The organism is Micromonospora acroterricola (assembly GCF_003172955.1).
GTDB lineage: Bacteria > Actinomycetota > Actinomycetes > Mycobacteriales > Micromonosporaceae > Micromonospora > Micromonospora acroterricola.
The window spans coordinates 1-25602 of the sequence record NZ_QGKR01000236.1 but is presented as its reverse complement, the minus strand read 5'-3'; the positions used below and the strand labels follow the sequence as shown (position 1 = coordinate 25602).

The window sequence follows — 25602 nt, the reverse complement described above, 5'->3', positions numbered from 1 at the left end:
TCGGGCTGCGGCGGGCTCACTCGTCGCGTCGCAGCAGGGCGGCCGGGAAGTCGTTGACCGTTCTCAGCAGGCTGTTCGGCATGGTCGGCGCGTCGATGGGGGCAGGGCGTCGCCCGTCCACCATCGGGCGGTACGACCGGCGCCACAGCTCTCCGGCACCCACCTTGCGCCGCTCCGCCACCACGTCGTCCGGCAGCTCGAACGGCGCGGGGAAGGGCAGGTAGCGCGGCAGGAAGTCGGCCAGCATCGCCTCCTGCTCCTGGAACGACCGGGGGTCGGAGTCGGTGTCGTTGAGGCAGAACACGTCACGGTGCCGGCGGGCCAGCAGCTCGGCCAGCCGGGCGGGGGTCGAGGGGTGGCCCAGGTCGGCGTACTCGTACTCGATGTCCCCGGGGACGGCCTGCGCGGTCAGGAACGCCCAGTACTGGTGCAGCGACGAGGGGATGGCGAGGTCGCCGTGGTGTCGGAAACGGTGCCGTGCGGTGGCCGTCACCTCCGCCGGCAACCTGCCCTCGATCTGCTGCATGATGCTTCGTCGCAGCGCGAACGGGGTGTGCTTCATCTTCTGCGTGATGGTCACGCCGAACTGCCGCTGGATGTGCCGGCGGTTGTTCTTGCCGGCGGCCTTCACCGGCGGGTCCTCCGGCCTCGCCTCGCCCAGCCCGAACTGCGCCGGTGAGGGGAAGAACTTCGCGATCCCGTTGGCGTGGAAGAAGTGGGTCGGCAGCAGCGGCCGGCCGAGGAACACGTCGTCGTTGAGGTAGAGGAAGTGTTCGGCCAGGCCGTCGATGCGGTGCAGTCGGGACTCGATGGCGTGCGAGTTGTACGACGACCGGCCGCCGAGGTCGGCGAAGAGTTCGGTGTGCGAGACCAGCGTGATCATCGGGTGGCTCGGGTCGAGCCAGCTCGGCAGCTGGCTGTCGGTGATCAGGAAGATACGGCGCAGCCAGGGCGCGAAGCTGTGCAGCGACCGCATCGAGTACCGCAGCTCGTCGCGGTTGTGGTAGCGCGAGGAGTTCGCGGCGATCGCGTGCAGCGGGCCGTCGGGGGTGCCGAGCGCGATCGACTTCCGCTTCAGCCACTGCGGGTCGGACCCGTCGACCCAGGTGTAGACGGCGTCGATCGGGAAGCCCACCCGGTCGGGGGCCCGGACGGCCAGGTCGCGGCGTGTGCCGTAGGAGTGGTCGTCGGCCTCGGGCACGAAGTGGCTCATCAGTGCCGCGGCGACCCGGACGGGCTGCGCCTCGGCGGGCGCCTCGTCGACGACCCCGTTGCGGCGGGGCGCGCGAACCACGTCCCCGTGCCGGCTCCAGAACTCGATCTCGCAGGCGAACCGGGTGCCGAGGACGACACCGGCCCGCGCGTCGGTCACCGGGAAACAGACCTGGAACACCTCGGTCGGGACGGCGTCCGGCTGGTCCCGACCGGGCTTGACCTGCACCACGCGGACGTGGGCGCCCGACAGCGCCGGAGCGGAGCGGATCAGGCGTCGCACCGCCGGCCGGTGGTCGTCGAGGACGGCGACGGTGCTGCGCAGGTGGTCGTCGTTGCGGATGCAGTGGTACTCGATGCCGGCCGACTCCAGGGCGCTGGTGACGGCGGTGAGGTTGCGGTGCCACTGCTCCAGCGGACTGGTTGTGGCGACCACCTCGGCGTGAGTGCGGATGCCGCCGTCGGAGACCCGCACCCGGGCGCCCAACGGATGCACCGTGTCGCCACCACGCCGCCGGGAGAACGTGCGCACCAGCCCGATCCGGCGGTGCGCGGGCAGCATGCCCAGCAGGGTCCGGCGTACCGGCGGGGGCAGCAGGCGGTAGACACGCAGGGCGATCATGCGTGGGGCCGTAGCGGCGGGACGGCCGCGTCGTTCGCGGCCACCTCAGCGCTGCTGCGAAACCGTGGCGTCGGGCGCCACCTGCTCAAACCGGACCAACACGTACGCAGCCATCACCGCTCGCCTCTCCACAGCTCCCCCGTTGTGCTGCGCGACGAGTCGGCGCGGTGGAGGAACGCCGTGATCAGCAGCGCACGACCCGCAACCCGCACCCGCCTCGGGGGCCAGCCACCCGCTCCGGGTTCCGGAGTGAGGGGCCGTCGCAGGTGGGCCCCGGCAGCGAATTCACCTGCAGGTCATCAAAAAACCACACCATCGAGACGGGACCTACAAGCGATCGTGGCATAAAGATGCTTTATGGCAATTCGCCCGACTAATCCTGGCCGTTCAGCGGGTATGCGGGCACCGGGACGGCCGGCTGAACGTGCCGTCACGCTTCTCCCCGCCTGGGCGCGGAACGGGTATGGCGGTCGGCGACGGGGGCCCGGCACCTGGCAGAGTGGCGGGGTGACCGACACCGAGCCCGCCGCGACCAGGGTGCTGCACCCGCCGGCCGGCTACCGGCTGGCCGCGTCGGTCCGCGGGCTCACCTTCAGCCCGTACGACCCGTGCGCGCGCGTCGCCGCCGGCACCTTCTGGTGGGCCACCCGCACCCCGGACGGGCCGGCCACCCTGGCCCTGCGGCCGGCCGGCGGCGACCTGCTCGCCGAGGGCTACGGGCCCGGCGCGGAGCACGTGCTGGCCCGGGCCGACGCGATCGCCGGGCTCCGCGACGACCTGACCGGCTTCGCCGAGCTGGCGGCGGCGCACCCGCTGGTCGCCCGGCTGGCCCGGGAGCACCGGGGTCTGCGGATGCCGGCGACCGGGCAGGTCTTCCCCCGCCTGCTGCGCGCGGTGTTCGAGCAGAAGGTCACCGGCAAGGAGGCGTACCGGGCGTACGCGGCGACCGTGCGGCACTTCCGCGAGCCCGCGCCCGGCCCGCTGCAGCCGCTGCTGCTGCCACCCGAGGCGACCGCGGTGGCGGCCACCCCGTACTGGGTGTTCCACCCGTTCGGCGTGGAGCAGCGCCGGGCCGACACGTTGCGCCGCGCCGCCGCGCTCGCCGACCGGTTGGAGCGCTGCGCCGACGCCGCCGAGGCCACCCGACGGCTGACCGCGATCGCGGGCATCGGTCCGTGGACCGCCGCCGAGGTGGTCCGGATCGTCTACGGCGACGCGGACGCGGTCAGCGTCGGCGACTACCACATACCGAACACGGTGGCCTGGGCGCTCGCCGGCGAGGCGCGGGGCGACGACGCCCGGATGCTGGCCCTGCTGGAGCCGTTCCGGGGTCACCGCGGCCGGGTCTGCCTGCTGCTGGAGGCCGCCGGCATCCAGGCGCCGAAGTACGGCCCCCGCGCGCCGATCCGCTCGTTCGCCCGCTACTGACCGGCGGCGCGGCGGTGCTCAGCGGCCGGCGCAGAGCCGACGCAGGGTGCGACCCAGCCACCAGGCGTACGCGTGCTGCACGGCCCGGCCGGCCGGGCCGGCGGCGCGGGTGAACCAGCGGTCCGGGCGACTGAACGCCCGTACCTCGAACCAGACCGCGCCGGTGTCGTCCCGGCCGACCAGGAACGCCTCCTCGCCCCGCTCGGGGTGCCCCGGCAGGGTGCCGTAGCCGAAGCCGGCGAGCCGGGGCGAGTCCTCGCTCCAGATCACCCGACAGGGCCCCCAGACGCGGACCGGCCCCACGCCCAGGCCCGCGCTCACCAGCACGCCCTCGGTGGCCCGCGGCGCGTCGGTGCGCATCCGGACCCCGGCGGCCCGGTGCAGCCGCCAGCCCAACACCGCCTCGGCCGCGACCTCGAAGCAGCCGGCCGGCAGCGGGTATCGGTGGCGCAGGTGGTGGTAACCCGCGGGCAGCGTCCCCTGTCGGGTCCGTCCCACCTCCGGGTACGTCAGCTCGCCCACCGCTCCCCCTCGTCCTCGTCCGGACACGGCCAGGGTACGGCCGGCACGGACGGGCCGCCGGGCGACGACCGCTACAGCCCGCAACCTGCGGCTGTACCAGCGGCACGGCTACCGGATCATGTCGCAGCGGCCGGACCCGAGCGGCATCCGGCTGGCGGTCCTGGAGAAGCCGACGGTCAGCCCTGCTCGCACCGACGCCTGAGCCCGTCGGCCTCCAGCCGCCGCCGCGCTTCGAGACGAGGTTGCCCGGTGGATCGTGACGCCGGCATCCACCGGCCGGCCCGGCCACGCGGGGCCGCCCGGATCAGGCCGCTTCGTGCAGGTCGGCCAGGCTGAGCGGGGTACGCAGACGCAGCAGTTCCTCCAGCTCCGGCACCGACCCGACCTCGCCGAGCACGTTCCGGCCGCCGCCGAACCGCTCGGGGTAGCGGCGGGTCAGCCGGTACCGGTAGCGGCCCCGGATCAGCTCGACGCTCACCCGCCACCGCCCGCAGCAGTCACAAACCCACTCGGACATGCCGCGAAACTAGCTCTGACCTGCGGTTATCTGATTCGCCCGCGCGGGACGAGCGGCGCGCGGGCGGACACGCCGCCCCGGCACCCACGGTGATCTGCCTCACGACTGTCGGCACCGTCTGATTGACTGGTCGCCGTGGACCTGCCGATCAACCCCCCGGTCGAGCCGATGCTGGCCAAGAGCGTCACCAAGCTGCCCACCACGCCCGGGGTGACCTACGAGCCCAAGTGGGACGGGTTCCGCTGCATCGTGTTCCGCGACGGCGACGAGGTGGAGCTGGCGAGCCGGGGCGGCAAGTCGATGACCCGCTACTTCCCCGAGGTGGTCGAGCAGGCCCTGCGGCAGCTGCCCGAGCGGTGCGCGGTCGACGGCGAGTTGATCGTGATCCGGCGGGACGGTCCGGGCGGCCAGCCCCGGTTGGATTTCGAGCTGCTGGCCCAGCGCATCCACCCGGCCGCGTCCCGGGTGAAGCTGCTGGCCGAGACCACGCCGGCCGACTTCGTGGCCTTCGACCTGCTGACCATCGGCGACGAGGCCCTGCTCGACCAGCCCTACCCGCGCCGCCGGGAGCGGCTGGTCGAGGCGCTGTCCGGGGTGGTCCCACCGGTGCACGTCACCCAGGTGACCACCGACGCGGAGACCGCGCGCCGCTGGTTCGACGTCTTCGAGGGCGCCGGGCTGGACGGGCTGATCGTCAAGCCGGCCGACCTGCCCTACGAGCCGGGCAAGCGGCTGATGTTCAAGGTCAAGCACGCCCGCACCGCGGACGCGGTGGTGGCCGGCTTCCGCTGGCACAAGTCCGGCCCGGTGGTCGGCTCGTTGCTGCTCGGCCTCTACGACGACGCCGGAGTGCTGCACCACGTGGGGGTGAGCGCGTCGTTCAGCATGGCCCGGCGGGCCGAGCTGCTCGACGAGCTGGCGCCCTACCGGGACACCGGCGGCGAGCACCCGTGGGTGCACGGCGACCACGAGCGCGGGCAGCGCATCCCGGGCGGGGTGAGCCGATGGACCGGCACGAAGAACCTGGAGTGGGAGCCGCTGCGCCCGGAGCTGGTCGTCGAGGTGGGCTACGACGCGATGGAGGGCGAGCGGTTCCGGCACACCGCCCAGTTCGTCCGGTGGCGACCGGACCGCGATCCCCGCTCCTGCCGCTACGACCAGCTCGACCGTCCGATCCGCTTCGATGTCGACCAGGTGCTGCGCGGCGACCCGGCGGCCACCGTGGACCGGGCCGCGTCCGGCCCGGCGTAGCCTGGCCGTCGACCCGACTCCGGAGGACCACGTGACCCGCACCGCCGACCAGCCTCGGATGGCGACCAGTCGCCGGGTCCGTCGCACTCTCGCCGCGTTCGTGGTGGCCGCGCTGCTCACCGCCGGCTGCACCCTGCCCGCGTTCGCGCCGCGCACGCAGGTGGAGGGTGAGGCAGCGCCGACCGGCGGCACGCCGACCTGGCGGGCCTGCCCGGAGGTCGCCGACGAGCTGGTCGGGCGCGGCGCTCCGGACATGCGCTACGAGTGCGCACGGATCGCCGTGCCGCGCGACTGGGGCACCGGCGGCGGGGCGACCGCCGGGCCGGGCGCCGGGCAGACCTTCGAGATCGCCCTGCTGCGGGCCCGGTCCACCAAACAGCGGGACCGGGTGGGCTCACTGGTGATCAACCCGGGCGGCCCCGGCGGCTCCGGCGTCGACACCGCCGTCTACCTCTCCTTCGGTCCCCAGTTCGGCGGGCTGCCCGCCACGATCACCGAGCGGTTCGACATCGTCGGTTTCGACCCGCGCGGGGTGGGCCGGTCCAGCCCGGTCAAGTGCATCTCCGACGCCGACCTGGACGCCAGCTTCGGCTACGACCCCGATCCGGCCAGCCAGGGCGCGTTCGAGGGCTTCGCCGGGCTGAGCCAGCGCATCGGGCGCGGCTGCGGCGACCGGTACGGCGACCAGTTGCCGCTCTACGGCAGCGAGCAGGCCGCCCGGGACATGGACGCGGTCCGCGCCGCCGTCGGCGACGACAAGCTCACCTACCTGGGCTACTCCTACGGCACCCTGCTCGGCGCCATCTACGCCCAGCTCTACCCGCAGCGGGTGCGGGCGTTGGTGCTCGACGGCGCGGTCGACCCGCGACAGCGGCTGGTGGCGGGGTCCGAGAGTCAGGCCCGCGGCTTCGAGCGGGCCTTCGGCAACTTCACCCGCTGGTGCGGCGCCAACGCCGCCCGCTGCCCGATCGCCCCGGACGCGCGTGCCGCGGTCACGTCGGCCATCGACAAGGCCCGGGTCTCCCCGGTCCGGGGCGCCGACGGGCGGGAGGCCACCGCGGGCTGGGTCTTCTACGCGGTCATCTCCTCGCTCTACACCGAGTCCGGCTGGCAGGAGCTGGCCCGGGCGATCGACCGGCTCGCCGAGGGCGACCCGAAGGACGTGTTCCGGCTCGCCGACGCGTACGCCGGTCGGGAGGACGACGGGCACTACTCCAACCTGTTCGACGCCAACCTCGCCATCAACTGCGCCGACGAGACGGAGAAGCCGAGCCGGGAGCAGATCCGCCAGTTGCAGTCGCAGTGGCGCACGAAGTACCCGCTGTTCGGGCCGGCGCTCGCGGTCGGCATGCTGAGCTGCGTGGAGTGGCCGGGCGGGCGGGACCCGTACCCGACCGGCCGGGCGAACGGCGCACCGCCGATCGTGGTGGTCGGCACCACCGGCGACCCGGCGACCCCCTACGAGCAGACCGGCCGCCTCGCCTCGATGCTCGGCGTCGGCCGGGTGCTCACCTGGGAGGGTGAGGGGCACACCGCCTACCCGCGGACCTCCTGCGTCACCGCCGCGGTCGACGCCTACCTGATCGACCTGACCGTTCCCAGGGAGGGGCTTCGCTGCCCGGCCCGGTGACCGGTCGGGTCGGCGGCAGCGGCGGCAGCTCGATGCCCTGCCGGGAGGCCAGCTCCTCCAGCAGCGCCCGCATCCGCCGCACGTCGGCCTTGAGCTGCTCCTGCTCCTCGTGCTCGAAGGCGTCGTCGTCGACGATGAGCCGGCTGGCGAAGTGCGCGGTGATCAGTGGGATGACCAGCAGGACCATGGTCGAGATGAGCAGCGCGGCGAGCGTACGGCCCGCCCAGGTGGTCGGTGAGATGTCGCCGTACCCGACGGTGGACGCGGTCACCACCGCCCACCAGACCGCGTCGGCGGGGCTGCGCTGCTCGACCTCCCCGTAGATGACCCCGGCGACCACGATCATCAGCAGGTACGACGTGATCAGCGTGCGCGGCGAGTTCGCGAACCACACCAACGCCCGGTAGATCCAGCGGAACGGCAGCAGCAGAGCCTCCATGCCGCCCATGCTGCCCCGTGCCGGCAAACGGCACCGGCCCATCCGCCGATGTCGCTGTGCCAGGCTCATGGGCATGACCGACGTGACCTACCGGGAGGCGGTCCGGGCCGATCTGCCCGCCGTCATCGCCCTGCTCGCCGACGACGTCCTGGGCAAGGCCCGCGACTTCACCGAGGTCGACGAGGCGTACGAGCGGGCGTTCGCGGACATCAGCGCGGACCCGCGCAACCAGCTGATCGTCGCCGAGCAGGGCGGTGAGCTGGTCGGTTGCCTCCAGATCACCTACATACCCGGGCTCGGGCGGCACGGCGCCGAGCGGTCCCTGATCGAGTCGGTCCGGGTCCGTTCCGACCGGCGCGGCCAGGGGCTGGGCCGGGCTCTGATGGCCTGGGCCATCGACCAGGCTCGGCAACGCGGCTGCGCGCTGGTGCAGCTCACCACGGACAAGGCCCGCCAGGACGCGCACCGCTTCTACCTGAGCCTCGGCTTCGTCGCCAGCCACGAGGGCATGAAGCTGCCGCTCAGTGATCTATCGTGAGCGGGGAGTGCCCGTGCGGCGTCCCGGCCTGGACCAGGGCGCACGGCATACCTGCTGCTGCCGGGCGTCGCAGGGCTGACCGCGGGACGGGGTGGTGATTCCCGACCGAGACAACCAACTCATCGGGAGTACGGCATGGGCCTCATCCACATCGAGCTCTTCGCAACCCTCGACCTCGTCGGGCAGTCGCCCGGCGGCCCCGACGAGGACCCGGTGGGGTTCCCGTTCGGCGGCTGGCAGGCGCCCCTGCTCGACGAGGTCGCCGGGGCGCAGGTCGGTGCCGCGTACGAGGGCACGGACGCCCTCCTGCTCGGCCGGCGGACGTATGACATCTTCGCCGCCTACTGGCCGCACCAGGAGGGCGGCGCGGACAACGAGATCGCCACGCTCTTCAACAACGTCCCGAAGTACGTGGCCTCCCGCGGCAGGCCCGACCTCTCGTGGGCCGGGTCCACCCAGCTCGGCCCGGATCTGGTGGGCGCGGTACGCGAGATCCGTGGCCGGCACGAGCACGTGAAGGTCGTCGGGAGCCTGAACCTGGTGCAGACCCTCCTGCGCGAGAAGCTCTTCGACCGTCTCGACCTCTGGGTGCACCCGATCGTGCTCGGCGTCGGGAAGAAGGTGTTCGACGGCGGCGCGGTGCCCACGAACGTCACACTCCTCGAACCGCCGGTAGCCGGTCCGAGCGGCACCGTGTACCTGCGCTACGGGCTCGCCGATGGCACGCCCCGGACGGGGGACATGGGCGCACCCGATCGCGGTGCCGGACGCGACGACTGAGCCCTCCCGCGTCAGGCGGATCCGTGTCGTCGGCGGTGGACTCTCCCCCTGCCGAATCACGCCCCGACCAGGCGACCGTCCCGCAGGGTCAGCACCCGGTCGGCGAGGTCGATCAGGGCCGGGTCGTGCGTGGCCACCAGCGCCGTCATCCCCCGGGCGTGCACCACCGCGCGCAGCAGGTCCATGATGGACCGGCCGGTCTCCGAGTCGAGCTGGCCGGTGGGCTCGTCGGCGATCAGCAGGTCCGGCTCGTTGGCCAGCGCGCGGGCCACCGCGACCCGTTGCTGCTGGCCGCCCGAGAGCTCGTAGGGCCGCTGCGCCGCGTGCCCGCCGAGGCCGACCAGCTCCAGCAGCACCGCGACCCGTTGCTCCCGCTCGGCTGCCGGCACCTGGGCCAGCCGCAGCGGCACGCCCACGTTCTCGGCGGCGGAGAGGATCGGCACCAGCCCGAAGGTCTGGAACACGAAGCCGACGGTGCCCCGGCGCAGCCGCAACAGCTCCGCCTCGCCCGCCGCGGTCACCTCGTGCCCGGCCACCACCACCTGACCGCTGTCCGGCCGGTCCAACCCGCCGACGAGGTTCAGCAGCGTTGTCTTGCCGGCGCCGGAGCGGCCCCGGATGGCGACCAGCTCGCCACGGTCGGCGGCGAACGACACGTCGCGCACCGCGTGCACGGCGTGCTCGCCCCGGCCGAAGGTCCGGCTGACCCCGCTGACCCGGACGACCTCGCCGGCAACCGCACCGGCCTGGGCCAGCCCGCCGGCCCCGGCCGCGCCGGTCACCACCACGTTCCGACGGCTCACGACCGCGCCTCCCGTCCGTCCGAAGCCCGGTCACCGGGCCGTACCTGCACATGGTCGGGCTCCAGATCGAGCCGGACCCGGTCGCGCAGCGACAGCGCGTCGACGAACGCGGCCGGCAGCTGCATCCGGCCGGTCCGGTCGAGCACCGCGTACTCCTCGCTGACCAGCTCGGTGCTGCCGTCCTCGCCGATTCGCGCGGTTCGGCGTACCTCGGAGGAGGTCCGGCCGTCGCGGATCGCGACGGTCCGACGGACCTGGGTGGCCACGGCGTGGTCGTGGGTGACGACCACGATGGTCACGCCCAGCTCGGCGTTGATGGTGCGCAGCGCCGTGAAGACCTCCGCGCCGGTCGCCTCGTCCAGCTCTCCCGTCGGCTCGTCCGCGAAGAGCACCTCGGGGTCGTTCGCCACCGCCACCGCGACCGCGCACCGCTGCTGCTCACCGCCGCTGAGCTGCCCCGGCCGCCGGTCCGCGCAGTAGCCCACGCCAACCAGGTCGAGCAGCTCACGGGCCCGCTCCCGGCGGGCCTTGCGGCCGCGCTTGCCGGCCAGCTCCATCGGCAGCTCGACGTTCTCCAACGCGGTCAGGTACGGCAGCAGGTTGCGCCCGGTCTGCTGCCAGACGAACCCGACCAGCTCCCGCCGGTAGCTCAGCCGCCGCTTCGCCGACAGCGAGAGCAGGTCGTAGTCGGCCACCCGGGCGATGCCGGCGGTCGGGGTGTCCAGGCCGGACAGGATGTTGAGCAGCGTCGACTTGCCGGAGCCGGAGGCGCCGACGATCGCCACCAGCTCGCCCCGGTCGATGACGAGGTCGAGCCCCTGGAGGGCGACCACCTCCACCCCCTCGGTCTTGAAGATGCGCACCAGACCGTCGCAGACGATGTGCCCGCGCAGGCGGTCCTGCCCGCCGGCCCGCTCGGCGGCGCGTTGCGCGGCCCGCTGTTGCAGGGCGGCCAGGTCGGGCACCAGTGGAGTCTCCGCGGTAGCGGTCATCTCAGCTCTCCTCTCCGAGCCGGAGCACCTCACCGAGGCGCAGCCGGCGGTTGTTCAGGGCCTCGACGGCGACCGCGAAGCCGAGGGCGACCGCCCCGAGCGCGAGCACGGCGGCGACCAGACCGGGCTCGAAGGCCACCCGGACCGGAATGCCGCTGGTGAACGCGGACAGGCCGAGCACCGGGTTGAGCAGCAATGGCAGCACCGCCCCGACCAGCGCACCGGTCAGCACCGACACCCCGACCAGCGGGGTCAACTCGACCAGCAGCAGCCCCCGCCACTGCCGGCGGGACAGGCCGAGGGTGCGCAGCCGGGACAGCACCTGACCCCGGGCCCGCGCCCCGGCGAGCACGGTGAACGCGATGGCCAGCAGCCCGAGCACGGTGCCCCCGGCGGCGCCGGCCACGAACCCGAAGGCCAGCACCCCGTTCGCGCCGCCGTCACCCAGCGCCTGTCGGACGTCGGCCCGGGTGTCGACCGTCACCCCGATCGGCCGCTCCCGGCCGGTCACCGCGCCGGTGCGCTGGTAGCGCTCCTGTCCCTGGTCACCGGCCTGCCGCAGCGCCTCCGCGTCGATCCGGTCCCCGGCGACCAGCAGGCTGGTCGGCACGGGTGTGGTGTTCCGCGCGGGCAGCGCCTGCCAGGGCAGGATGACGAAGCGGCCGGTGGTCGCCGGCAGCAGCGGGAAGCTCTCCGCTGTGCCGGCCACCCGGAACTCGTACCGCTGGCCCTGCACGGAGATGAAGGCCGAGCGGTCCAGCCGGGCCCGGGTCAGGTCGGCGGCGACCGCCGGGGAGACGATCGCGGGAAGCGGCCCGGGTTCGGCCCGGGCGGTCCGCAGGGCGGCCGGGACCCGCACCTCCACACCCGACTTCTCCGTCATCGCGGTCAGCCCCGGCCCGTCGACCAGCAGCACCGCCGCCTCAGCGATCCGGGCGTCGGTGCCCAGGTCGTCGGTGGCGAGCCGCTGGCCGCGTTCCTCGAGCACCGGGGTGGCCGCCCGCACGCCGGGCAGGCGGGTCAGCTCGTCGGCGGTGTCCGGGGCGAAGCGTTCGCCCCGGATCAGCGCGTCGGCCGGTACCAGCCGCTCGGCGGCCCGGTCCCGGCTCGCCTCCACCCCGGCGGAGACCACCGCGCAGAACGCCGCGGTGCCGATCGCCAGCACCACGACGACCAGCGGGGCGGCGACGGCGGAGCGGCCGGCGCGAGCGGTGCCGAGGAAGGTCACGCTGCCCCGGGTCCGCGCGGCCAGCCGGCTGATCAGACGCAACGGCCAGGGGTACGCGCGCAGCGCGAGCACCGCCGCGGCGACGGCGAGCAGGACCGGTACCGACACCAGCAGCGGGTCCACCTCGCCGAGGGTGAGGCCGCGCCGGCGCAGCAGCACCGCGGCGAGCCCGGCGAGCAGCAGCAGGGAGACCTCGGCGGTGAGCCGGCGCGCCGACGGGCGCGCCCGGATCAGGTCGCTCCGGGCCCCTCCACCGGCCGGTACGGCCAGCGTCGCCAGCGGCAGCGCCAGGGTCACCAGCAGGGTCGCCGCGGCGGCGTACGGCACGGTCGGGTCCGGGGGGCCGGGGACGAGGGTGCCCAGCCACCAGCCCAGCGCGGCGGCGAGCGGCACCACCAGCAGCGACTCGGCGAGGCTGCGCCGGGCGCCGGCGGTGGTCCCGCCACCGCGGGCGCGCAGCAGTGCGAACTCCGCGCGGCGCCGCCGGACCGCGAGCGTGGCCGCGAGCACGACGAGCCCGGCGAGGGTGGCCAGCACGCCGGCCGCGATCACCGCGAGCAGCGTCCGGGCGGCGTCCGCCTCCGCGGCGAACGCCCGCAGCGGCACGTCGACACCCTGGGTCAGCTCGACGTCCGGTGGGGTGCTGCGTTGCATCCGCTGAAGCCCGTCGATGAGCTCGTTCAGTCGGCGGGAATCGATGTTGTCGACCCCCAGCCGGTAGCGCCACCCGAACCGCACCGGCCAACCGGCGGCGGCCCGCTTGTCCATGGTCACCCCGGCGACCACACCCACGGCGACGAACGGCTCGCCGTCCCCGAGTGGTTCGGTGACCCGCAGCAGCGGCGGCAGTCCGTCCCAGACGCCGTCCGCACGGTCGGCGGGACGGAACAGCCCGACCACCACGAGCGGGGCCGCGTCGGTGATGCCGGTTCGGGTGGCGTGGCCGATCTGCAGGTGGCTGCCCGCCCGCAGGTTGAGTTTGCGGGCCACGTCGGCGTCGAGCGCCACCTCCATCGGGCGGTCGGGGACGAATGTCTCGTTCGGCCACGTGCCCTCGACGAGGGTGCCGGCCTCCTGGACGCCCGGCATGGCCCGCAGGCCCAGGTCCACCAGCAGGTTGCGCGCCTTCAGATCGGGGCCGATCACCCGGCCCGGCATGGCGTCCACGTTGTACCACCGCTCGGCCACCGCCGCCCGCACCGCCGGCGGCATCTGCTCGGCCAGCGTGTCGAACTTGTCGCGGGCGCTGCCCGTCACCGAGGTCGTGGAGAGGTTCCGCCCCGCGGAGGTGTACGAGAGGTCCCGGCGGGCCGCCGGCTCGCTGGTGAGCTGCGCCCGCAGGCCCTGCTCGGCGAGCCGGTTGACGAGCCGGGGCACCCCGCTGACCAGCAGCGTGACCACCAGCGTCAGCACGGCCAGGAGCAGGAACTGCCCGCCGTACGCCCGGACCCGCCGGACGGCGGCACCGATGCTCATCGGGTACTCCCCCGTCGTGCCCGGTCACCGGGTCGCACGTCGCGCCCGCTCATCGTTCTCCCCCGATCCGCAACTGCACCGCCGCCACCCGCTGCCGGATGCCGGTGGCGATGAACGCGCTGAAGGCGAGCGCCGCCAGCAGCAGCCCGACCGCGGTCAGGCCGATCGGCGCCCACGGCAGCACGAAGGCCGCCTCGGGCACCGGCCGGCCGGCGGCCGGGGTGAGGATGACCAGCGGGGCCATGGTGGCGCCCACCGCGGCGCCGAGCAGCAGCCCGACACCCACACCGATGCCGGCGAGGAAGGTCTGCTCGGCCAGCAGGGCGCGGGCCAGCAGCCGGGGTGTGGCGCCGAGGGTGTGCAGCACCGCGAACTCGCCGAGCCGGTGCCGGGCGGTGGCCCACACGTCCACCATGAGGCCCACGAGGGCGAGCAGCACCGCGCCGAGCGCGGCGGCGAGCATCCCGGTGCGCGACCCCCGCCAGTACGGGTCCTCGGCGGCGGCCTCGATCACCTCCTGCCGGTCGAGCACGGTCGTGCCGGGCAGCTCGCTGGCGGCCCGCCCGGCCGCGTCCGGGTCGTTCGTGCCGATCCACCACTCCGGCACCGACCGGACGGTGCCGCCGGCCCGGATCAGCGCGTCCCGCGCGGCGGGCAGGTCCAGCAGCACGCCCTCCCCGGTGGTGGCGGGCACGGCGGTCAGGTCGCCGACCAGGCGGACCTGCAGCGTCGCGCCGGAGAGCGTCAGGGCGACGGTGTCGCCGGTACGCAGGCTCAGCGCGTCGCGCACCCCGGGGGTCATGAGCACCGGCACGGGGGCGCTGTCCCCGCCGGGCACGACCGAGAAGCGGGTGGGCGGCTGGTAGGCGAACTGCCCGCCGGGGATCACCTCCACCGGGTGGCTGGCGGACACCCCCGTCGGGCTGGACCGCGCCGGCGAGGGCTTCTCCCCGCCGGCCGTGGTCACCCAGTCCCCGGTCAGCTCGGCGGGTCGGGTCGTGCCGTCCGCGCCGACCAACGCCAGCCCGTCCACCTGGAGCTGATACGAGTTGCCAGCCGCCAGCCCGCCGTCGGCCTCGAACCCGGCCAACCGCAGCCGCGCCCCGCCCACGTCGGGCAGTTCCACGGTGAACGACTCGGCCCTGCCGTCGCTGCCGGCAGTGACGGCCGGCAGCCGGAGTGCGAGACCGTCGGAGCTGGTGACGAGCAACGCCACCTCGATCCGGAGCGGCCGGACCGCCTGGGACACCGGGGTGCGGACCGCGCCGGTCACGGCGCGGGTGCCGGCGGGCAACTCGACGCCGGCGGGCGCGCCGCGGGCCCCGACCATCCGCTGGTAGAGCTGCGACACCGGCTCGTCGGCCAGTGGGTCGGCGAGCCGTACGACGCCGTCGGCGCTGGCCGGGTCGAGGCTGATCACGGTGACCGGCAGGTCCTCCCGGCCCACCCGCACCTCGTCGCGCCACGCCGGCAGCGCCCGCTGCACGCCCGGCAGCGCGGCGATCTGCCCCGCCCGGTCGGGCGGGGCAGAACCGGCCCGCTCGGTCACCCGCAGGTCGGCGCCGACCGTGTGGCCGGCCTGCGCGACCTGGGACCGTTCGCCGGTGCTGATCAGGGACCAGGCGAGGGTGCTGCCGCCGACGGCGAGCGCGAGCAGCAGCACCGGGCCGGCGTGCGGACGCCGACCGGCCTGCCACATGCCGAACATGGTGGCCGTCCAGGGGCGACGGTCGACGAACCGCTCGGCGAACCGGGTGAGCGGCGGGAGCACCCGCAGCGCCAGCACGGCGCCGGCCAGCACGCCGAGCGTCGGGGCGGCGACCAGCAGTGGGTCCACCCCGAGCTGGCCGCCCGAGCCGGCCAGCGGAGAGGCGTACCGGCGCAGCTGCACCCAGGCGAGCACGGCGAGCGCCACCAGCACCAGGTCGACGCTGGCCCGCTGGACGCTCGCCGACCGGTTCGGCCGGGACCGGGCCGCCATGTCCGCCACGTACGTGCCGGCGCCGCGCAGGGTGGGAGCGACCATGGCCACCAGGCAACCGGCTGCGGTGGCGGCGGCGGCCGCCCAGACCAGGGTGGTGTTGCCGCCGTGCGTGGAGAGTTCCGCCGACCCGCCGGGCCGGACGAACCGGAGCGCCTCGACGGCGATCACCGGCCCGAGCAGCGCGGCCGGGGCGACCACCAGGGCCGCCTCACGGGTGGCCAGCCCCGCCAACTGCCGGCGGGCGGCGCCCCGGGCGCGCAGAAGCGCGGTCTGCGGGCGGCGGTCCTCGTGCAGCAGGGCGGCCACCAGCACCAGCGCGTACCCGCCGAGCACCAGGATGAGCAGCAGCGGGGTGGCCAGCGCGGAGCGGCCCACCAGGTCGGCGCGGGCGATGCGGTCCAGCAGCCGCTCCACCTTGGTCGACGTCTGCCCCGACGTGCCCAGGTCGGCGGCCTCGGGCACGGCCGCGGCCGCCGCTGTCATGGCCGCCCGCACGGCGGGCAGGTCGCCCGCGTCGACGCCGGCCAGCTGCGGTACGGCCAGCCAGGACGCCGACACCGAGCCCGGGAAGGTGGCCGCGAAGTCGGCCGGGTCCAGCGCGAACGGTCCGTACGAGGTGGCGGAGCCGACGCTGCCCGCGCCCACCCCGGGGGCCAGCAGCCAGTACGCGTCGGTCGGGTCGCGGGGTCGCCAGGTGCCGGCGAGCACGACCTCGCTGGCCTTCTCGGTGCTCCGGTCGCGCAGGGGGATCCGGTCGCCGGTGGTCACGCCGAGCATGGTGGCGACCCGCTCCGGCAGGCTCACCTGCACCGGGCTGGCGCCGGGGCTCGGCCACGACCCGGCGGTCAGTTCCGCGTGGGCGCCGAGGTCGTCGAGGGAGGCCAGGTTTGCGAAGATCGGGTCATCGCCGGTGCGGGGCAGCGACCCGAGGTCGCCGGTCAGTTCCCGGCCGGTCCCGTAACGGGCCACGGCGACGGTGACCGGTACGCCGGCGAGCCCGTCGGCGAACTCGGCCCGGACGGCCCTGTCCCGGGTGGCGAACTCGGCGGCGTCACGCCCACCGGAGCCGCTGATCAGCAGGCCCCGCTCCTCCGCCGGTGCGGCGGCCACCAGCGCCCGCTGCCCGGCGTCCACCGCGCGGCGGTTGTAGTCGGACAGGCCGGTGACCAACGCGACGGCGACCAGAGCGGCGATCACCGCGGCAACCAGCAGACCCCGCGCCTCGCGGGCCCGCCTCCACACCAGCTTCATCCGGACGCCTCCCCTGGCCCGGGCGGGCCGACGACCAACAAGACAGGTCATCCACCGGGAAAGGTTCGCGCCCGTTACATGATCGTTACTCCGGAGAGGGTCAACCCGGTCGGAGCTGATCGACCCCGGTCCAGGGAAGCCGGGGCATCCCACGACCGGGACACCCCGACTTCCGTGCGGCGGAGTCGATCAAACCCGCGCGCGTCGCCGCTAGCGGGCGCGCCGGAGCACCCACACGCCGTACACGACGGCGCCGACGACGAGCACGACGCCCAGGAGCTGGAGGCCCGGGGAGTCGTCGGCCTCCCCGAGCGCGATGCCGGCGACACCGAGTGCGACGGCGAGGACGGCGACGAGCAGAAGGACGTACTTCACGGGGTTTCCTCCTCGACCCACTCGAGCAGATCACCGGGCTGGCAGTCCAGCACCCGGCACATGGCTTCCAACGTGCTGAAGCGGACAGCTTTGGCGCGGCCGTTCTTCAGCACGGCCACGTTCGCCGGCGTGAGCCCGACGCGCTCGGCGAACTCACCGACGCTCATCTTGCGTTTGGCCAGCTCGACGTCGATGCGGACGACGATGGGCATCAGATCACCGCTTCCATGTCGGTCCGCAGCGTGGTGGCCTGGCGCAGCAGCGCACGCATCACCACCATGAGGAGGCCCAGCACGGTCACACCGGTCAGCAGCAGGAACAGCAGGAGCGGCAGCCCCGGGTCGTCCGCGTTGAAGCCGACGTAGAGAAAGACACCCACGAGCACCGCCCAGGCGGCCGCGATGGCCCAGACGATCGCGTCGACCCACTTCAGCGCCACCTCGGTGAAGATGCGGTCGGCCTTGACCAGGCTGAGCAGCTTCCAGGTCGCCACGATCACCACCTGGACACACAGCAGCCAGAACACGGTCACGGCGGTCGCCGGCCACCTCAGGTAGGCGAAGTCCGGCGACTCCCTGGCCATGTGGGCGAACTGCCCCGGCAGCGAAAAGGTCTGGAACATGACCAGGATCCCGAACAGCAACACCAGAAAGACCCGGAGAGCGGCAACCGCTCGATGCTCTGTGACCATGCATCGAGTTTCGCTCGTTACCTATCGAATGTCAATCGGTTCAGCCCTCGCATGTCCTGCGACGGCGGCGCCAGCCGCCATCGCGGGCGCCGGGGATCCACTGATCCCCGGCGCCCTGCCGGACGGCGCGACCCGGAACGGCTACTCGCAGCCGAGGGCCTCCCGATAGCCGGCGGGCAGCTTCCCGGCGGCCACCGTGTCGGCGGTCTTCCAGAACACCTCCGGCCAGTCACCCTCGTCGTTCATCTGGTGCAGCACCTTCCACGTGTGGCTGCCGCGCAACGCGTCGGCGGCACGGCGGACGGCGGCGGCGTCGCCAGCCTGCTTCGCGCGCTGCCACTCGACGATCCACCCGCAGCCGACGCGACTGGTCACCCGGGCGCCGAACTGGTAGGCGTCGTTGGTCCCGAGGGTGCCCAGGGCGGCGGTGTCGAAGCCGGGTGGGAGTGGCACGTCGGCGAGCACGCCGGCTGCCCGCTCGTCCACCCGGTCCGGCGTGACGATCTCCGCCGGAAGCGCGGCCAACCACGTACGGGCGTCGACGCGGACCACGTCGGCGAGAACCCGGTCGAACTCGCCCCGCGTCCAGGCGCCCCCCGCACGTAGTTCGACGAAGGAGCCGTCGCGGGGCCGGAGCATGACCGCGAAGTCGCTCGCGGTGTACCGGAACAGCTCGCCCGCCCAGCCGTCGACCTTCACCTGCTCCGGCTTGCTGACGTGGAGCCGATCCTGGCGGTAGCCGTCGTACTGGCCGGCCGGGTACCAGTTCATCGCCAGCTCCCGCTTGTCGTTGCGGAACGCGATGGTGCCCTCCTTCTCGGCGAAGCCGTAGACGGTGACCGCCTTCCAGCCGGGCTGGTCGATCAGCAGTCGCGGGCTCTCCTCGGCGGCCTTGAGCACCATCGCCGAGTAGGCGACCGGCGCCGTCGCTTCCGAGGTGGGCGACGTCACCGGAGCCGCCTCGCGGTCGGCCGGCTGATCGGAGTTCACGACCGAGACTCCGAAGAGGACGGCGAGAACGGCGGCGGCGACGCTGGCGCTGGCGAGACCGCTCAGCAGGGTGCGGCGCCGTCGGGCGCGGGGGCCCGGCGGTTCGGCGACGGATTCGAGGGTCGGCGCGGACATGATCTCCTCCAGGAGGTTCTGCGCGGCCCCGTCGAGGTGCTGGACGACATCGGGTCGGTACGGGTCCGCGTCTCGGACCATCCGGTCGAGGTGCTCGTCGGTCATCTGCCCTCCTCCGGGGCGCGTGCGGCCATGACGTCGAGTACATGTCCGGGTGGTCCGAGGTCGTCACCGACGAGATTCCGCAACCGGGCACGGGCGCGCGACAACCGGGTACGGACCGCCGCCGGGCTCACGTGCAGGACGACAGCGACCTCGCGCGGCTCCAGGCCCTCCCAGAAGGTCAGCATCAACACCTCCCGGTCCACCTCGCCCAGCCGGGCCAGCGCGGCCCGGACGGTGAGCCGTTCGGGGACCACGCTGCCCGGGTCGACGGCGACCGCGGCCCGGAGGCGTTGCCGCAACCGATCACCCAGCCGCCCCCGGCGCATGCCGCCGCGGTGGTGGTTGGCCAGCACCCGCCGGGCGACGCCGTGCAGCCACAGCCGGACCTCGGGCTCGGGCGGCATCTCGCGGCTGCGCCGCCAGGCGACGAGGAACGTCTCGGCGACCACGTCGGCCGCGTCCTCGGGCTGCTCGACGCGCCGCATCGCGTACGCCAGCAGCGGCTCGAAGTTGGCCGCGTAGACGCGTCGGAAGCGGTCCTCGTGCTCGGTCCCGGAGCTCACGTCTATCCCATGTCCGGTCCAGCGCCCGTCGTGACAGGCCCGACCGGAGAACGGACGCGGCTGGCCGGCCGGCGTCAGGCGTTGTCGTCGCCGGGGGAGCGCTTGGCGCGGCTGGGCTGGACCCGCTTGGGCTCGCCGGGCATCTTCGGGTGGTCCGGCGGGTAGGGCAGGTCACCCTGACCGGCGGCGGCGTCCCGCTCGGCCCACTCCAGCAGCGGGGTGATGTCCCACGGGGTGTCGTCGATGCCGGCGTGCGGGTCGCCCCGCTCGGCGAGCCGGGCCGGGACCGTGCGCAGGTCGAAGTCGTCCGGGTCGACGTCGGGCAGCTCGTCCCAGGTGACCGGGGTGGAGACGGTGGCCCGCGCGTTGGCCCGCAGCGAGTACGCGCAGGCGATCGTCCGGTCGCGGGCCATCTGGTTGTAGTCGACGAAGACCCGGGTGCCGCGCTCCTCCTTCCACCAGGCGGTGGTGACCAGGTCGGGGTGGCGGCGCTCCACCTCCCGGGCCAGCGCGATGGTCGCCCGGCGGACCTCGGTGAACGTCCAGCGTGGGGCGATGCGCAGGTAGACGTGCACGCCGCGGCCGCCGGAGGTCTTGGGCCACCCGGTGGCGCCCAGCTCGTCCAGCACGGCGCGGACCTCCCCGGCGGCCCGGGCGGCGTCGGCGAAGTCGGTGCCGGGCTGTGGGTCCAGGTCGATGCGCAGCTCGTCGGGGCGGTCCACGTCGGCGGCGCGCACCGCCCACGGGTGGAACACGATCGTGCCCATCTGCGCCGCCCAGGCCACGTGCGCCAGGTCGGCGGGGCAGAGCTCCGCGGCGCTCCGGCCACTCGGGAAGGTGATCTCCGCGGTGGACACCCAGGGTGGCACGCCCCGGGTGGGCACCCGCTTCTGGAAGAACATCTCGCCCTCGACGCCCTCGGGGAAGCGTTGCAGCGTCGTGGGGCGGTCCCGCAGGGCGCGCATGATGCCGTCGCCGACCGCGAGGTAGTAGTGGAAGACGTCCGCCTTGGTGAAGCCCCGCGCGGGGAAGATCACCCGATCGGGACTGCTCAGTCGTACGGTGTGCCCGGCCACCTCGACCTCGGCGACCGCAGCCTTGGTGCCACCCATCCCGCGACCTTATGCCACGCCCCCGACGTTCGACGTACCGTTGGGGGCGTGAGTCTTGACGACAACGAACTGCCCCAGACCGAGGACGAGTGGCGCGTCCGGCTGAGCCCGGAGGAGTTCCACGTGCTGCGCGAGGCGGGCACCGAGCGCCCGTGGACCGGCGAGTACGTGGACACCAAGACGGCCGGTGTCTACCACTGCCGGGCCTGCGGGTTGGAGCTCTTCTCCAGCGACACGAAGTTCGACTCGCACTGCGGGTGGCCGAGCTTCGACGACGCCATTCCCGGCCGGGTGAAGGAGATCGAGGACCGCACCCTCGGCATGGCCCGCACGGAGATCCGCTGCGCCCGCTGCAACAGCCACCTCGGGCACGTCTTCCACGGCGAGGGCTTCACGCCGAAGGACACCCGGCACTGCGTCAACTCGGTCTCCATCCGCCTGGAACCGCGCTGACCTGAGCGGCCTCGCGCGGCGGGGGTGCGTCACCGGCGTACCCCGAGCACCGCCGCGCCACCGGCCTACCGCGTTCACCGAGGCGTGGCGGAGGCACCGGCGAGCAGCTCGACCTCGGCGGTCCGGGACTGCTCGATCCGCCGGGCCAGGTCGCGGACCTGCTCGCTGCGGCCGACGTCGACCTGGGCCCGGGCCAGGTCGGCCGCCGCCCGCTGGTGGTCGGCGAGCACCTCGCGCAGCACCCGGTCGAGGTCGGCGTCCGACGCGGCCCGCAGCCGGTCGAGCGCGGCGTCGTCCCCGTGCCCGTGGTGGTGCCCGGCGGCGCTGGCGCCCGGCCCGGCCGTGGGCAACCAGCCCCGCATGGTGGTCAGCTCATCCGCCTCGGTCGCCTCGATGGCGGCGGCGAGGGTGCGCAGCGTGTCGTCGCGCACTCGGTCCCGGGCCAGCCGGACGATCTCCAGGGTGCGCTCGCTGTGCCCGGCCATCGTGCTCAGGAAGACCACGTCGATGCCGCTCATCGCGTCCCCGGCCGCCGCCGACCCGGCCGGGGACGCGGGAGCCGGTTGGGGCGCGGCCGACGGCGTCGACGCGGACGGCGCGGCGCAGGCGGCGGTGAGCAGCAGCATGGCGAGCAGGGGCGCCAGCAGGGTTCGGCGGGGCATGCCGGGTGCTCCGATCACGCGAGGACGGCGACACGGGTGCGGCCGGAGCCGCACCCGTGTCGGTCAGACCTGACTCCAGAGCGCCGGCACGTTCGGCGGCTCCCACCCGGCGATCGCGGTGTGCGCCTGCCGGCAGCGGTACGTCCGACCGCCGTAGGTGGCCTGGTCGCCGACCTGGTACGCCCGGCTGCTGGCCGTTGCCGTTGACCGAGGCGACCCGGGTGTTGCCGATCCAGTACTCCCAGTTGCTGGTGGCGTGCCGGGCGGTGTTGACCCAGGTGAAGGTCAGCGAACTGCCGACCGAGGTGGCCGGCCAGCCCCGGCTGTCGTCGTTGAGGACGGCGAACTGGGCGATTCCGGCGTTGCAGCTGCGGAGGCCCTTGGGCCCCTCGACACTCTGCGGCTCGTACTTGATCTGCCCGCAGTCGGGCACCCGGCCCTGGGCGCAGAGCGCCTGCCGGCTCGGTGGGGCGGACACGTAGCCGTGCGCCTGGGCGGGCGCGGCGACGGTGAGGGTGGCGGCGACGGCGCCCGCCGCCACCAGCGGGACGGTCATTCTTCGACGCATGGGGGCAGCTCCTTCTCCAGGTCCGGTGGTGCCCCCCAAGGTAATTTAAACTTTGTTAACAGTAAAGACCCTCATCGATAAATACATCGATGCTGAGGAGTTTCCTGTCAGAGCCGGAGCAGACTGCCCCGCTCGTCGACCTGATCGGCTGACTCGTCATCCAGCCAGACCCCGCCGCTGGCGAGGTAGCGGAACCGGTACTCCCCCGGCCCGAGCTTCACGGTCACCGTCCGGGTGCCGTCGCGGCGCGTCACCAGCTCGTGCCGGCCGGGTACCCAGCCGTTGAAGCACCCCACCACGCTCACCGGGCCGGGCGGGGCGTCCCGGGGCAGGCAGAAGGTGACCCGGGTCTGATTGCCGAAGAGTTTGTTGCGCTTGATCACTGCATCCTCCGGGGGTTGCGGCGGTTCACCCGGCATAACGGACGACACGCCGGAGCCGACACGCCGCCTCGGTGGTCCGGCCGGCGGCATTTCACCCACCGCCGCCCGAGGCTGGGGCAACCTGAAGTCACATGTCCTGATACGGGAGGTTTTCCGTGGCTACCTGCGAGGTCTGCGGCAACGACTACTGGATGGCGTTCGAGGTGCGCACGGTCAGCGGCGACGTGCACACCTTCGACTCGTTCGAGTGCGCGATCCACCGATTGGCACCGATCTGCGAGCACTGCCAGATCAAGATCGTCGGGCACGGCGTGGAGGTCAACGGGCGCTTCTTCTGCTGCGGGCACTGCGCCCGCGCTGTCGAGGGCGACGAGGGCGCCCAGATCCGCGACGCGGTCGGCGCCCGCCCCGCCTGACCCCGACCCCTGCGGTACGGTCGTTCGATGCGGCCGTTCCTGGGCGTCCTGCCCCCGCCGCGCTCCTGACCGGAGCGCCGCGCCTCGCGCCGACCGGGTGACCCGGCTCGGCCATCTCGCCGTACGCGCTCCGTCGACGTCGTCCCCGTCAACGGCTCACCCTTCCGGAGCGCACCCGTGTCCACCTCCCGTACCGTGCCGCCGGCCGCCCCGGCCGTCGCCCAGGCCCGCACCGGCCTGATCCAGATCACCGTCACCGGAGTGCTGTGGGGCACCACCGGCGTGGCGGTGCAACTCCTGCGCGAGAGCACCGGGCTCAACCCGGTGAGCATCGGCTTCCACCGCCTTGCCATCGCCGCGCTCGTCCTGCTGGCGTGCACCGCCGGCCGGCTCGGCGCGCTGGTGGCCGCCCTGCGCGCGGCGCCGGTGCCGCTGCTGCTCACCGGCATCGGCCTCGGCCTCTACCAGGCGCTCTACTTCGCCGCCGTGGCGCTGGCCGGAGTGGGTGTGGCCACCGTGGTCAGCCTCGGCCTGGCCCCGGTGCTCGCCGCGGCCTGGGAAGCGGCGCGTGCCCGCCGGATCCCGGGCCCGCTGCGGCTCGGCACGCTGATCGCCGCCGTGGCCGGGCTCGCCCTGATCACCGGTGCCACCGCGCAGCCCACCGAGGCGGCGCCCGCCCCGCTGCTCGGTCTGCTCGCGGCGGCCGGGTCCGGCCTCGGCTACGCGGTGACGACCCTGATCAGCCGACAGGTGTCGCAGCGCACCGCGCCGATGACGCTGACCACCGTCTCCACCGTGGTCGGCGCGCTGACCCTGGCGCCGCTCGCACTGGTCGCCGGGATCGCCGTACCGGTACGCGTCGACACCGTGGCACTGCTGCTGCACCTCGGCGTGGTCACCACCGCGGTGGCGTACGCGCTGTTCTACGCCGGGCTGCGCACCACCCCGGGCAGCGTCGCCGCCGTGCTGACCCTGCTCGAACCGCTCACCGCGGCGGCGCTGGCCGTGGCGCTGCTGCACGAGCCGCTGCCGCTGCCGGTGATCGTCGGCGGCGGGCTCCTGCTCACCGCCGTGGCCGCCACCTACCTGACCCCCGCCCGGCCGGACACACCGTGACCGTCCCCGGCCGGGCGGGACGCCGCGGACCCCGCCCGGCCGGACGGCCTACCATCGGTGAGTGCCCCAGCAGACTACCCAGATCCGGACGGCCTCCTTCGCCGACCTGAACGCCCGCACCTTCCACGACCTGCTCAAGCTGCGCATCGACGTGTTCGTGGTGGAGCAGAACTGCCCGTACCCGGAACTCGACGGGCGGGACGTGGAACCGGGCACCCGGCACCTCTGGCTGACCGACGGCGACGGGCCGCTGGCGTACCTGCGGATCCTGGCCGACCCGGACGGCGCCGCCCGGATCGGTCGGGTGGTGGTGGCCCCCACCGCGCGCGGCGGCGGGCACGCCGGCCGGCTGATGACCGCGGCCCTGGAGGTGGTGGGCAACCGGCCCTGCGTGCTGGAGGCCCAGTCGCACCTGGTCCCCTTCTACACCCGGCACGGCTTCGCGGTCAGCGGCCCGGAGTACGTCGAGGACGGCATCCCGCACACGCCGATGCGCCGGGAGGCCATTGACGTCTGACGATCGGCCTGGCATCGTGCCGGGTAGAGCCATCGCGGGAGCCTGCGAGTAGGCACGGGAGCGGGCATCTCCCGGCGGTCCGGGTGTCGTCGTCCGACCTCATCCCCCCGGGGGCTCCATGTCCACTCTCGTCCGATCACCACGCGTGCTCTGGCTGCTCGCCATCGCGGCGGCCGCCACGCTCCTGCTCACCACCGCCCTGACCACCGCGCTGGTCCGGCCCGCCTCGGCGCACGGTTCGGTCGTCGACCCGGCCTCGCGCAACTACGGCTGCTGGCAACGCTGGGGCAGCGACTTCCAGAACCCTCGGATGGCCACCGAGGACCCGATGTGCTGGCAGGCCTGGCAGGCCGACCCGAACGCCATGTGGAACTGGAACGGCCTGTTCCGCGAGGGCGTGGCCGGCAACCACCAGGGCGCCATCCCCGACGGCCAGCTGTGCAGCGGCGGGCGCACCCAGAGCGGCCGCTACAACGCCCTGGACACCGTCGGGGCCTGGAAGACCACTTCGGTGTCGAGCAACTTCCGGGTCCGCTTCTTCGACCAGGCCAGTCACGGCGCCGACTACATCCGGGTGTACGTGACCCGGCAGGGCTTCAACCCGCTCACCGAGACGCTGGGCTGGGACGACCTGGTGCTGTCCGGCCAGATCGGCAACACCCCGGCGTCGCAGTGGAAGCAGGAGACCGGCGGCGTCTCCATCGAGATCCCGGTCAACGCGGCGGGCCGCACGGGCCGGCACATCGTCTACACCGTCTGGCAGGCCAGCCACCTGGACCAGTCGTACTACCTGTGCAGTGACGTCGACTTCTCCGGTGGAACGGGCACCCCGCCGCCCACCAC

26 protein-coding genes and 1 pseudogene are annotated in these 25602 nt (G+C 73.9%); 10 read left to right on the top strand and 17 right to left on the bottom strand.

The window, feature by feature from the left end:
• Positions 1 to 16: 16 nt before the first annotated feature.
• A complete protein-coding gene (locus tag DKT68_RS21220) occupies positions 17 to 1834 on the bottom strand; it encodes a stealth family protein (protein ID WP_109819153.1) in 1818 nt (605 codons plus the stop codon).
• A 507-nt stretch (positions 1835 to 2341) separates the two neighbouring features.
• Here DKT68_RS21220 and DKT68_RS21215 point away from each other — a divergent pair.
• Positions 2342 to 3262 carry a DNA-3-methyladenine glycosylase family protein gene (locus tag DKT68_RS21215; RefSeq protein WP_109819152.1) on the top strand — a complete coding sequence of 307 codons (921 nt, stop codon included), beginning with the start codon at positions 2342 to 2344 and terminating at the stop codon, positions 3260 to 3262.
• Between the two features lie 18 nt (positions 3263 to 3280).
• Here the strand turns inward: DKT68_RS21215 and DKT68_RS21210 are convergent, their stop codons facing one another.
• Together DKT68_RS21210 and DKT68_RS21200 are read right to left on the bottom strand one after the other, a co-directional pair.
• Entirely contained in the window at positions 3281 to 3784 is a 504-nt protein-coding gene (locus DKT68_RS21210; protein WP_109819151.1) for a DUF1990 family protein, read from the bottom strand.
• Positions 3785 to 4088: 304 nt separating this feature from the next.
• Positions 4089 to 4301, bottom strand: a complete 213-nt coding sequence (locus DKT68_RS21200; protein WP_109819150.1) for a hypothetical protein — start codon at positions 4299 to 4301, stop codon at positions 4089 to 4091.
• Positions 4302 to 4436: 135 nt separating this feature from the next.
• Between DKT68_RS21200 and DKT68_RS21195 the strand changes: the two genes are divergently transcribed.
• A complete protein-coding gene (locus DKT68_RS21195; protein ID WP_109819149.1) occupies positions 4437 to 5552 on the top strand; it encodes an ATP-dependent DNA ligase in 1116 nt (371 codons plus the stop codon).
• A gap of 58 nt (positions 5553 to 5610) precedes the next feature.
• Positions 5611 to 7182, top strand: a complete 1572-nt coding sequence (locus DKT68_RS21190; RefSeq protein ID WP_109819163.1) for an alpha/beta hydrolase — start codon at positions 5611 to 5613, stop codon at positions 7180 to 7182.
• On the opposite strand, the gene DKT68_RS21185 is transcribed toward DKT68_RS21190, so the two are convergent.
• Entirely contained in the window at positions 7109 to 7621 is a 513-nt protein-coding gene (locus DKT68_RS21185) for a potassium channel family protein (protein WP_109819164.1), read from the bottom strand. The two genes, DKT68_RS21190 and DKT68_RS21185, sit on opposite strands and share 74 nt — an antisense overlap.
• A 73-nt stretch (positions 7622 to 7694) precedes the next feature.
• Here DKT68_RS21185 and DKT68_RS21180 point away from each other — a divergent pair, with 73 nt between their 5' ends.
• Positions 7695 to 8159, top strand: coding sequence for a GNAT family N-acetyltransferase (locus tag DKT68_RS21180; protein WP_109819162.1), 465 nt, complete (start codon positions 7695 to 7697; stop codon positions 8157 to 8159).
• Positions 8160 to 8294: 135 nt separating this feature from the next.
• Positions 8295 to 8939 (top strand): dihydrofolate reductase family protein, encoded by a 645-nt coding sequence (locus tag DKT68_RS21175; protein WP_109819148.1) that lies wholly within the window; start codon positions 8295 to 8297, stop codon positions 8937 to 8939.
• Positions 8940 to 8995: 56 nt separating this feature from the next.
• Here the strand turns inward: DKT68_RS21175 and DKT68_RS21170 are convergent, their stop codons facing one another.
• The 10 genes from DKT68_RS21170 to ligD all read right to left on the bottom strand — a co-directional run bounded on the left by DKT68_RS21170 (position 8996) and on the right by ligD (position 20644).
• Positions 8996 to 9694 (bottom strand): ABC transporter ATP-binding protein, encoded by a 699-nt coding sequence (locus DKT68_RS21170; RefSeq protein WP_201749132.1) that lies wholly within the window; start codon positions 9692 to 9694, stop codon positions 8996 to 8998.
• Between the two features lie 44 nt (positions 9695 to 9738).
• Positions 9739 to 10734 (bottom strand): ABC transporter ATP-binding protein, encoded by a 996-nt coding sequence (locus DKT68_RS21165; protein WP_109819147.1) that lies wholly within the window; start codon positions 10732 to 10734, stop codon positions 9739 to 9741.
• 1 nt (position 10735) lies between these two features.
• Positions 10736 to 13438: an FtsX-like permease family protein gene (locus DKT68_RS21160; protein WP_109819146.1), complete on the bottom strand. Its 2703-nt coding sequence runs from the start codon at positions 13436 to 13438 to the stop codon at positions 10736 to 10738.
• A gap of 49 nt (positions 13439 to 13487) precedes the next feature.
• The gene (locus DKT68_RS21155; protein WP_109819145.1) at positions 13488 to 16673 is read right to left on the bottom strand and encodes an ABC transporter permease; all 3186 of its coding nucleotides are present in this window, start codon (positions 16671 to 16673) and stop codon (positions 13488 to 13490) included.
• A 210-nt stretch (positions 16674 to 16883) separates the two neighbouring features.
• Positions 16884 to 17048 (bottom strand): hypothetical protein, encoded by a 165-nt coding sequence (locus DKT68_RS31535; RefSeq protein WP_201749130.1) that lies wholly within the window; start codon positions 17046 to 17048, stop codon positions 16884 to 16886.
• On the bottom strand, positions 17045 to 17260 hold the full coding sequence (locus tag DKT68_RS21150; protein WP_030336216.1) for a helix-turn-helix domain-containing protein: 216 nt from the start codon (positions 17258 to 17260) through the stop codon (positions 17045 to 17047). The genes DKT68_RS31535 and DKT68_RS21150 overlap by 4 nt, the downstream gene beginning before the upstream one ends.
• The gene (locus tag DKT68_RS21145; protein ID WP_109819144.1) at positions 17260 to 17739 is read right to left on the bottom strand and encodes a DUF2975 domain-containing protein; all 480 of its coding nucleotides are present in this window, start codon (positions 17737 to 17739) and stop codon (positions 17260 to 17262) included. The genes DKT68_RS21150 and DKT68_RS21145 overlap by 1 nt, the downstream gene beginning before the upstream one ends.
• Before the next feature lie 141 nt (positions 17740 to 17880).
• Entirely contained in the window at positions 17881 to 18969 is a 1089-nt protein-coding gene (locus tag DKT68_RS21140; protein ID WP_109819143.1) for a hypothetical protein, read from the bottom strand.
• Positions 18966 to 19532 carry an RNA polymerase sigma factor gene (locus tag DKT68_RS21135; protein ID WP_109819142.1) on the bottom strand — a complete coding sequence of 189 codons (567 nt, stop codon included), beginning with the start codon at positions 19530 to 19532 and terminating at the stop codon, positions 18966 to 18968. The genes DKT68_RS21140 and DKT68_RS21135 overlap by 4 nt, the downstream gene beginning before the upstream one ends.
• A 74-nt stretch (positions 19533 to 19606) precedes the next feature.
• Complete coding sequence (gene ligD / locus DKT68_RS21130; protein ID WP_109819141.1) at positions 19607 to 20644, bottom strand: non-homologous end-joining DNA ligase; 1038 nt, start codon at positions 20642 to 20644, stop codon at positions 19607 to 19609.
• A 48-nt stretch (positions 20645 to 20692) separates the two neighbouring features.
• On the opposite strand from ligD, the gene msrB reads away from it, so the two are divergent.
• Positions 20693 to 21097 (top strand): peptide-methionine (R)-S-oxide reductase MsrB, encoded by a 405-nt coding sequence (gene msrB, locus DKT68_RS21125; RefSeq protein ID WP_109819140.1) that lies wholly within the window; start codon positions 20693 to 20695, stop codon positions 21095 to 21097.
• A 74-nt stretch (positions 21098 to 21171) separates the two neighbouring features.
• On the opposite strand, the gene DKT68_RS21120 is transcribed toward msrB, so the two are convergent.
• The 3 genes and pseudogenes from DKT68_RS21120 to DKT68_RS21110 form a co-directional block, all read right to left on the bottom strand.
• The gene (locus DKT68_RS21120; protein ID WP_109819139.1) at positions 21172 to 21759 is read right to left on the bottom strand and encodes a DUF305 domain-containing protein; all 588 of its coding nucleotides are present in this window, start codon (positions 21757 to 21759) and stop codon (positions 21172 to 21174) included.
• Between the two features lie 63 nt (positions 21760 to 21822).
• Positions 21823 to 22327, bottom strand: a pseudogene (locus DKT68_RS21115) (lytic polysaccharide monooxygenase).
• A 107-nt stretch (positions 22328 to 22434) separates the two neighbouring features.
• Positions 22435 to 22710, bottom strand: a complete 276-nt coding sequence (locus DKT68_RS21110) for a glycoside hydrolase (protein WP_109819138.1) — start codon at positions 22708 to 22710, stop codon at positions 22435 to 22437.
• Positions 22711 to 22865: 155 nt separating this feature from the next.
• Between DKT68_RS21110 and DKT68_RS21105 the strand changes: the two genes are divergently transcribed.
• The 4 genes from DKT68_RS21105 to DKT68_RS21090 form a co-directional block, all read left to right on the top strand.
• On the top strand, positions 22866 to 23126 hold the full coding sequence (locus DKT68_RS21105; RefSeq protein WP_109819137.1) for a Prokaryotic metallothionein: 261 nt from the start codon (positions 22866 to 22868) through the stop codon (positions 23124 to 23126).
• Between the two features lie 177 nt (positions 23127 to 23303).
• Positions 23304 to 24242, top strand: a complete 939-nt coding sequence (locus DKT68_RS21100) for a DMT family transporter (RefSeq protein ID WP_236647011.1) — start codon at positions 23304 to 23306, stop codon at positions 24240 to 24242.
• Positions 24243 to 24303: 61 nt separating this feature from the next.
• On the top strand, positions 24304 to 24759 hold the full coding sequence (locus tag DKT68_RS21095) for a GNAT family N-acetyltransferase (protein WP_109819136.1): 456 nt from the start codon (positions 24304 to 24306) through the stop codon (positions 24757 to 24759).
• 118 nt (positions 24760 to 24877) lie between these two features.
• Positions 24878 to 25602, top strand: a 725-nt coding sequence (locus DKT68_RS21090; protein ID WP_146218408.1) for a lytic polysaccharide monooxygenase auxiliary activity family 9 protein, incomplete at its 3' end; no start/stop codon positions are given.

What these genes read in the sequence shown, in the direction of transcription:
- DKT68_RS21220 (WP_109819153.1), bottom strand. Translation starts at nt 1,834, where the DNA reads ATGATCGCCCTGCGTGTCTACCGCCTGCTGCCCCCGCCGGTACGCCGG.
- DKT68_RS21200 (WP_109819150.1), bottom strand. Translation starts at nt 4,301, where the DNA reads ATGTCCGAGTGGGTTTGTGACTGCTGCGGGCGGTGGCGGGTGAGCGTC.
- DKT68_RS21190 (WP_109819163.1), top strand. Translation starts at nt 5,611, where the DNA reads ATGGCGACCAGTCGCCGGGTCCGTCGCACTCTCGCCGCGTTCGTGGTG.
- DKT68_RS21185 (WP_109819164.1), bottom strand. Translation starts at nt 7,621, where the DNA reads ATGGAGGCTCTGCTGCTGCCGTTCCGCTGGATCTACCGGGCGTTGGTG.
- DKT68_RS21180 (WP_109819162.1), top strand. Translation starts at nt 7,695, where the DNA reads ATGACCGACGTGACCTACCGGGAGGCGGTCCGGGCCGATCTGCCCGCC.
- DKT68_RS21175 (WP_109819148.1), top strand. Translation starts at nt 8,295, where the DNA reads ATGGGCCTCATCCACATCGAGCTCTTCGCAACCCTCGACCTCGTCGGG.
- DKT68_RS21165 (WP_109819147.1), bottom strand. Translation starts at nt 10,734, where the DNA reads ATGACCGCTACCGCGGAGACTCCACTGGTGCCCGACCTGGCCGCCCTG.
- DKT68_RS21160 (WP_109819146.1), bottom strand. Translation starts at nt 13,438, where the DNA reads ATGAGCATCGGTGCCGCCGTCCGGCGGGTCCGGGCGTACGGCGGGCAG.
- DKT68_RS21155 (WP_109819145.1), bottom strand. Translation starts at nt 16,673, where the DNA reads ATGAAGCTGGTGTGGAGGCGGGCCCGCGAGGCGCGGGGTCTGCTGGTT.
- DKT68_RS21150 (WP_030336216.1), bottom strand. Translation starts at nt 17,260, where the DNA reads ATGCCCATCGTCGTCCGCATCGACGTCGAGCTGGCCAAACGCAAGATG.
- DKT68_RS21145 (WP_109819144.1), bottom strand. Translation starts at nt 17,739, where the DNA reads ATGGTCACAGAGCATCGAGCGGTTGCCGCTCTCCGGGTCTTTCTGGTG.
- DKT68_RS21140 (WP_109819143.1), bottom strand. Translation starts at nt 18,969, where the DNA reads ATGACCGACGAGCACCTCGACCGGATGGTCCGAGACGCGGACCCGTAC.
- ligD (WP_109819141.1), bottom strand. Translation starts at nt 20,644, where the DNA reads ATGGGTGGCACCAAGGCTGCGGTCGCCGAGGTCGAGGTGGCCGGGCAC.
- DKT68_RS21120 (WP_109819139.1), bottom strand. Translation starts at nt 21,759, where the DNA reads ATGCCCCGCCGAACCCTGCTGGCGCCCCTGCTCGCCATGCTGCTGCTC.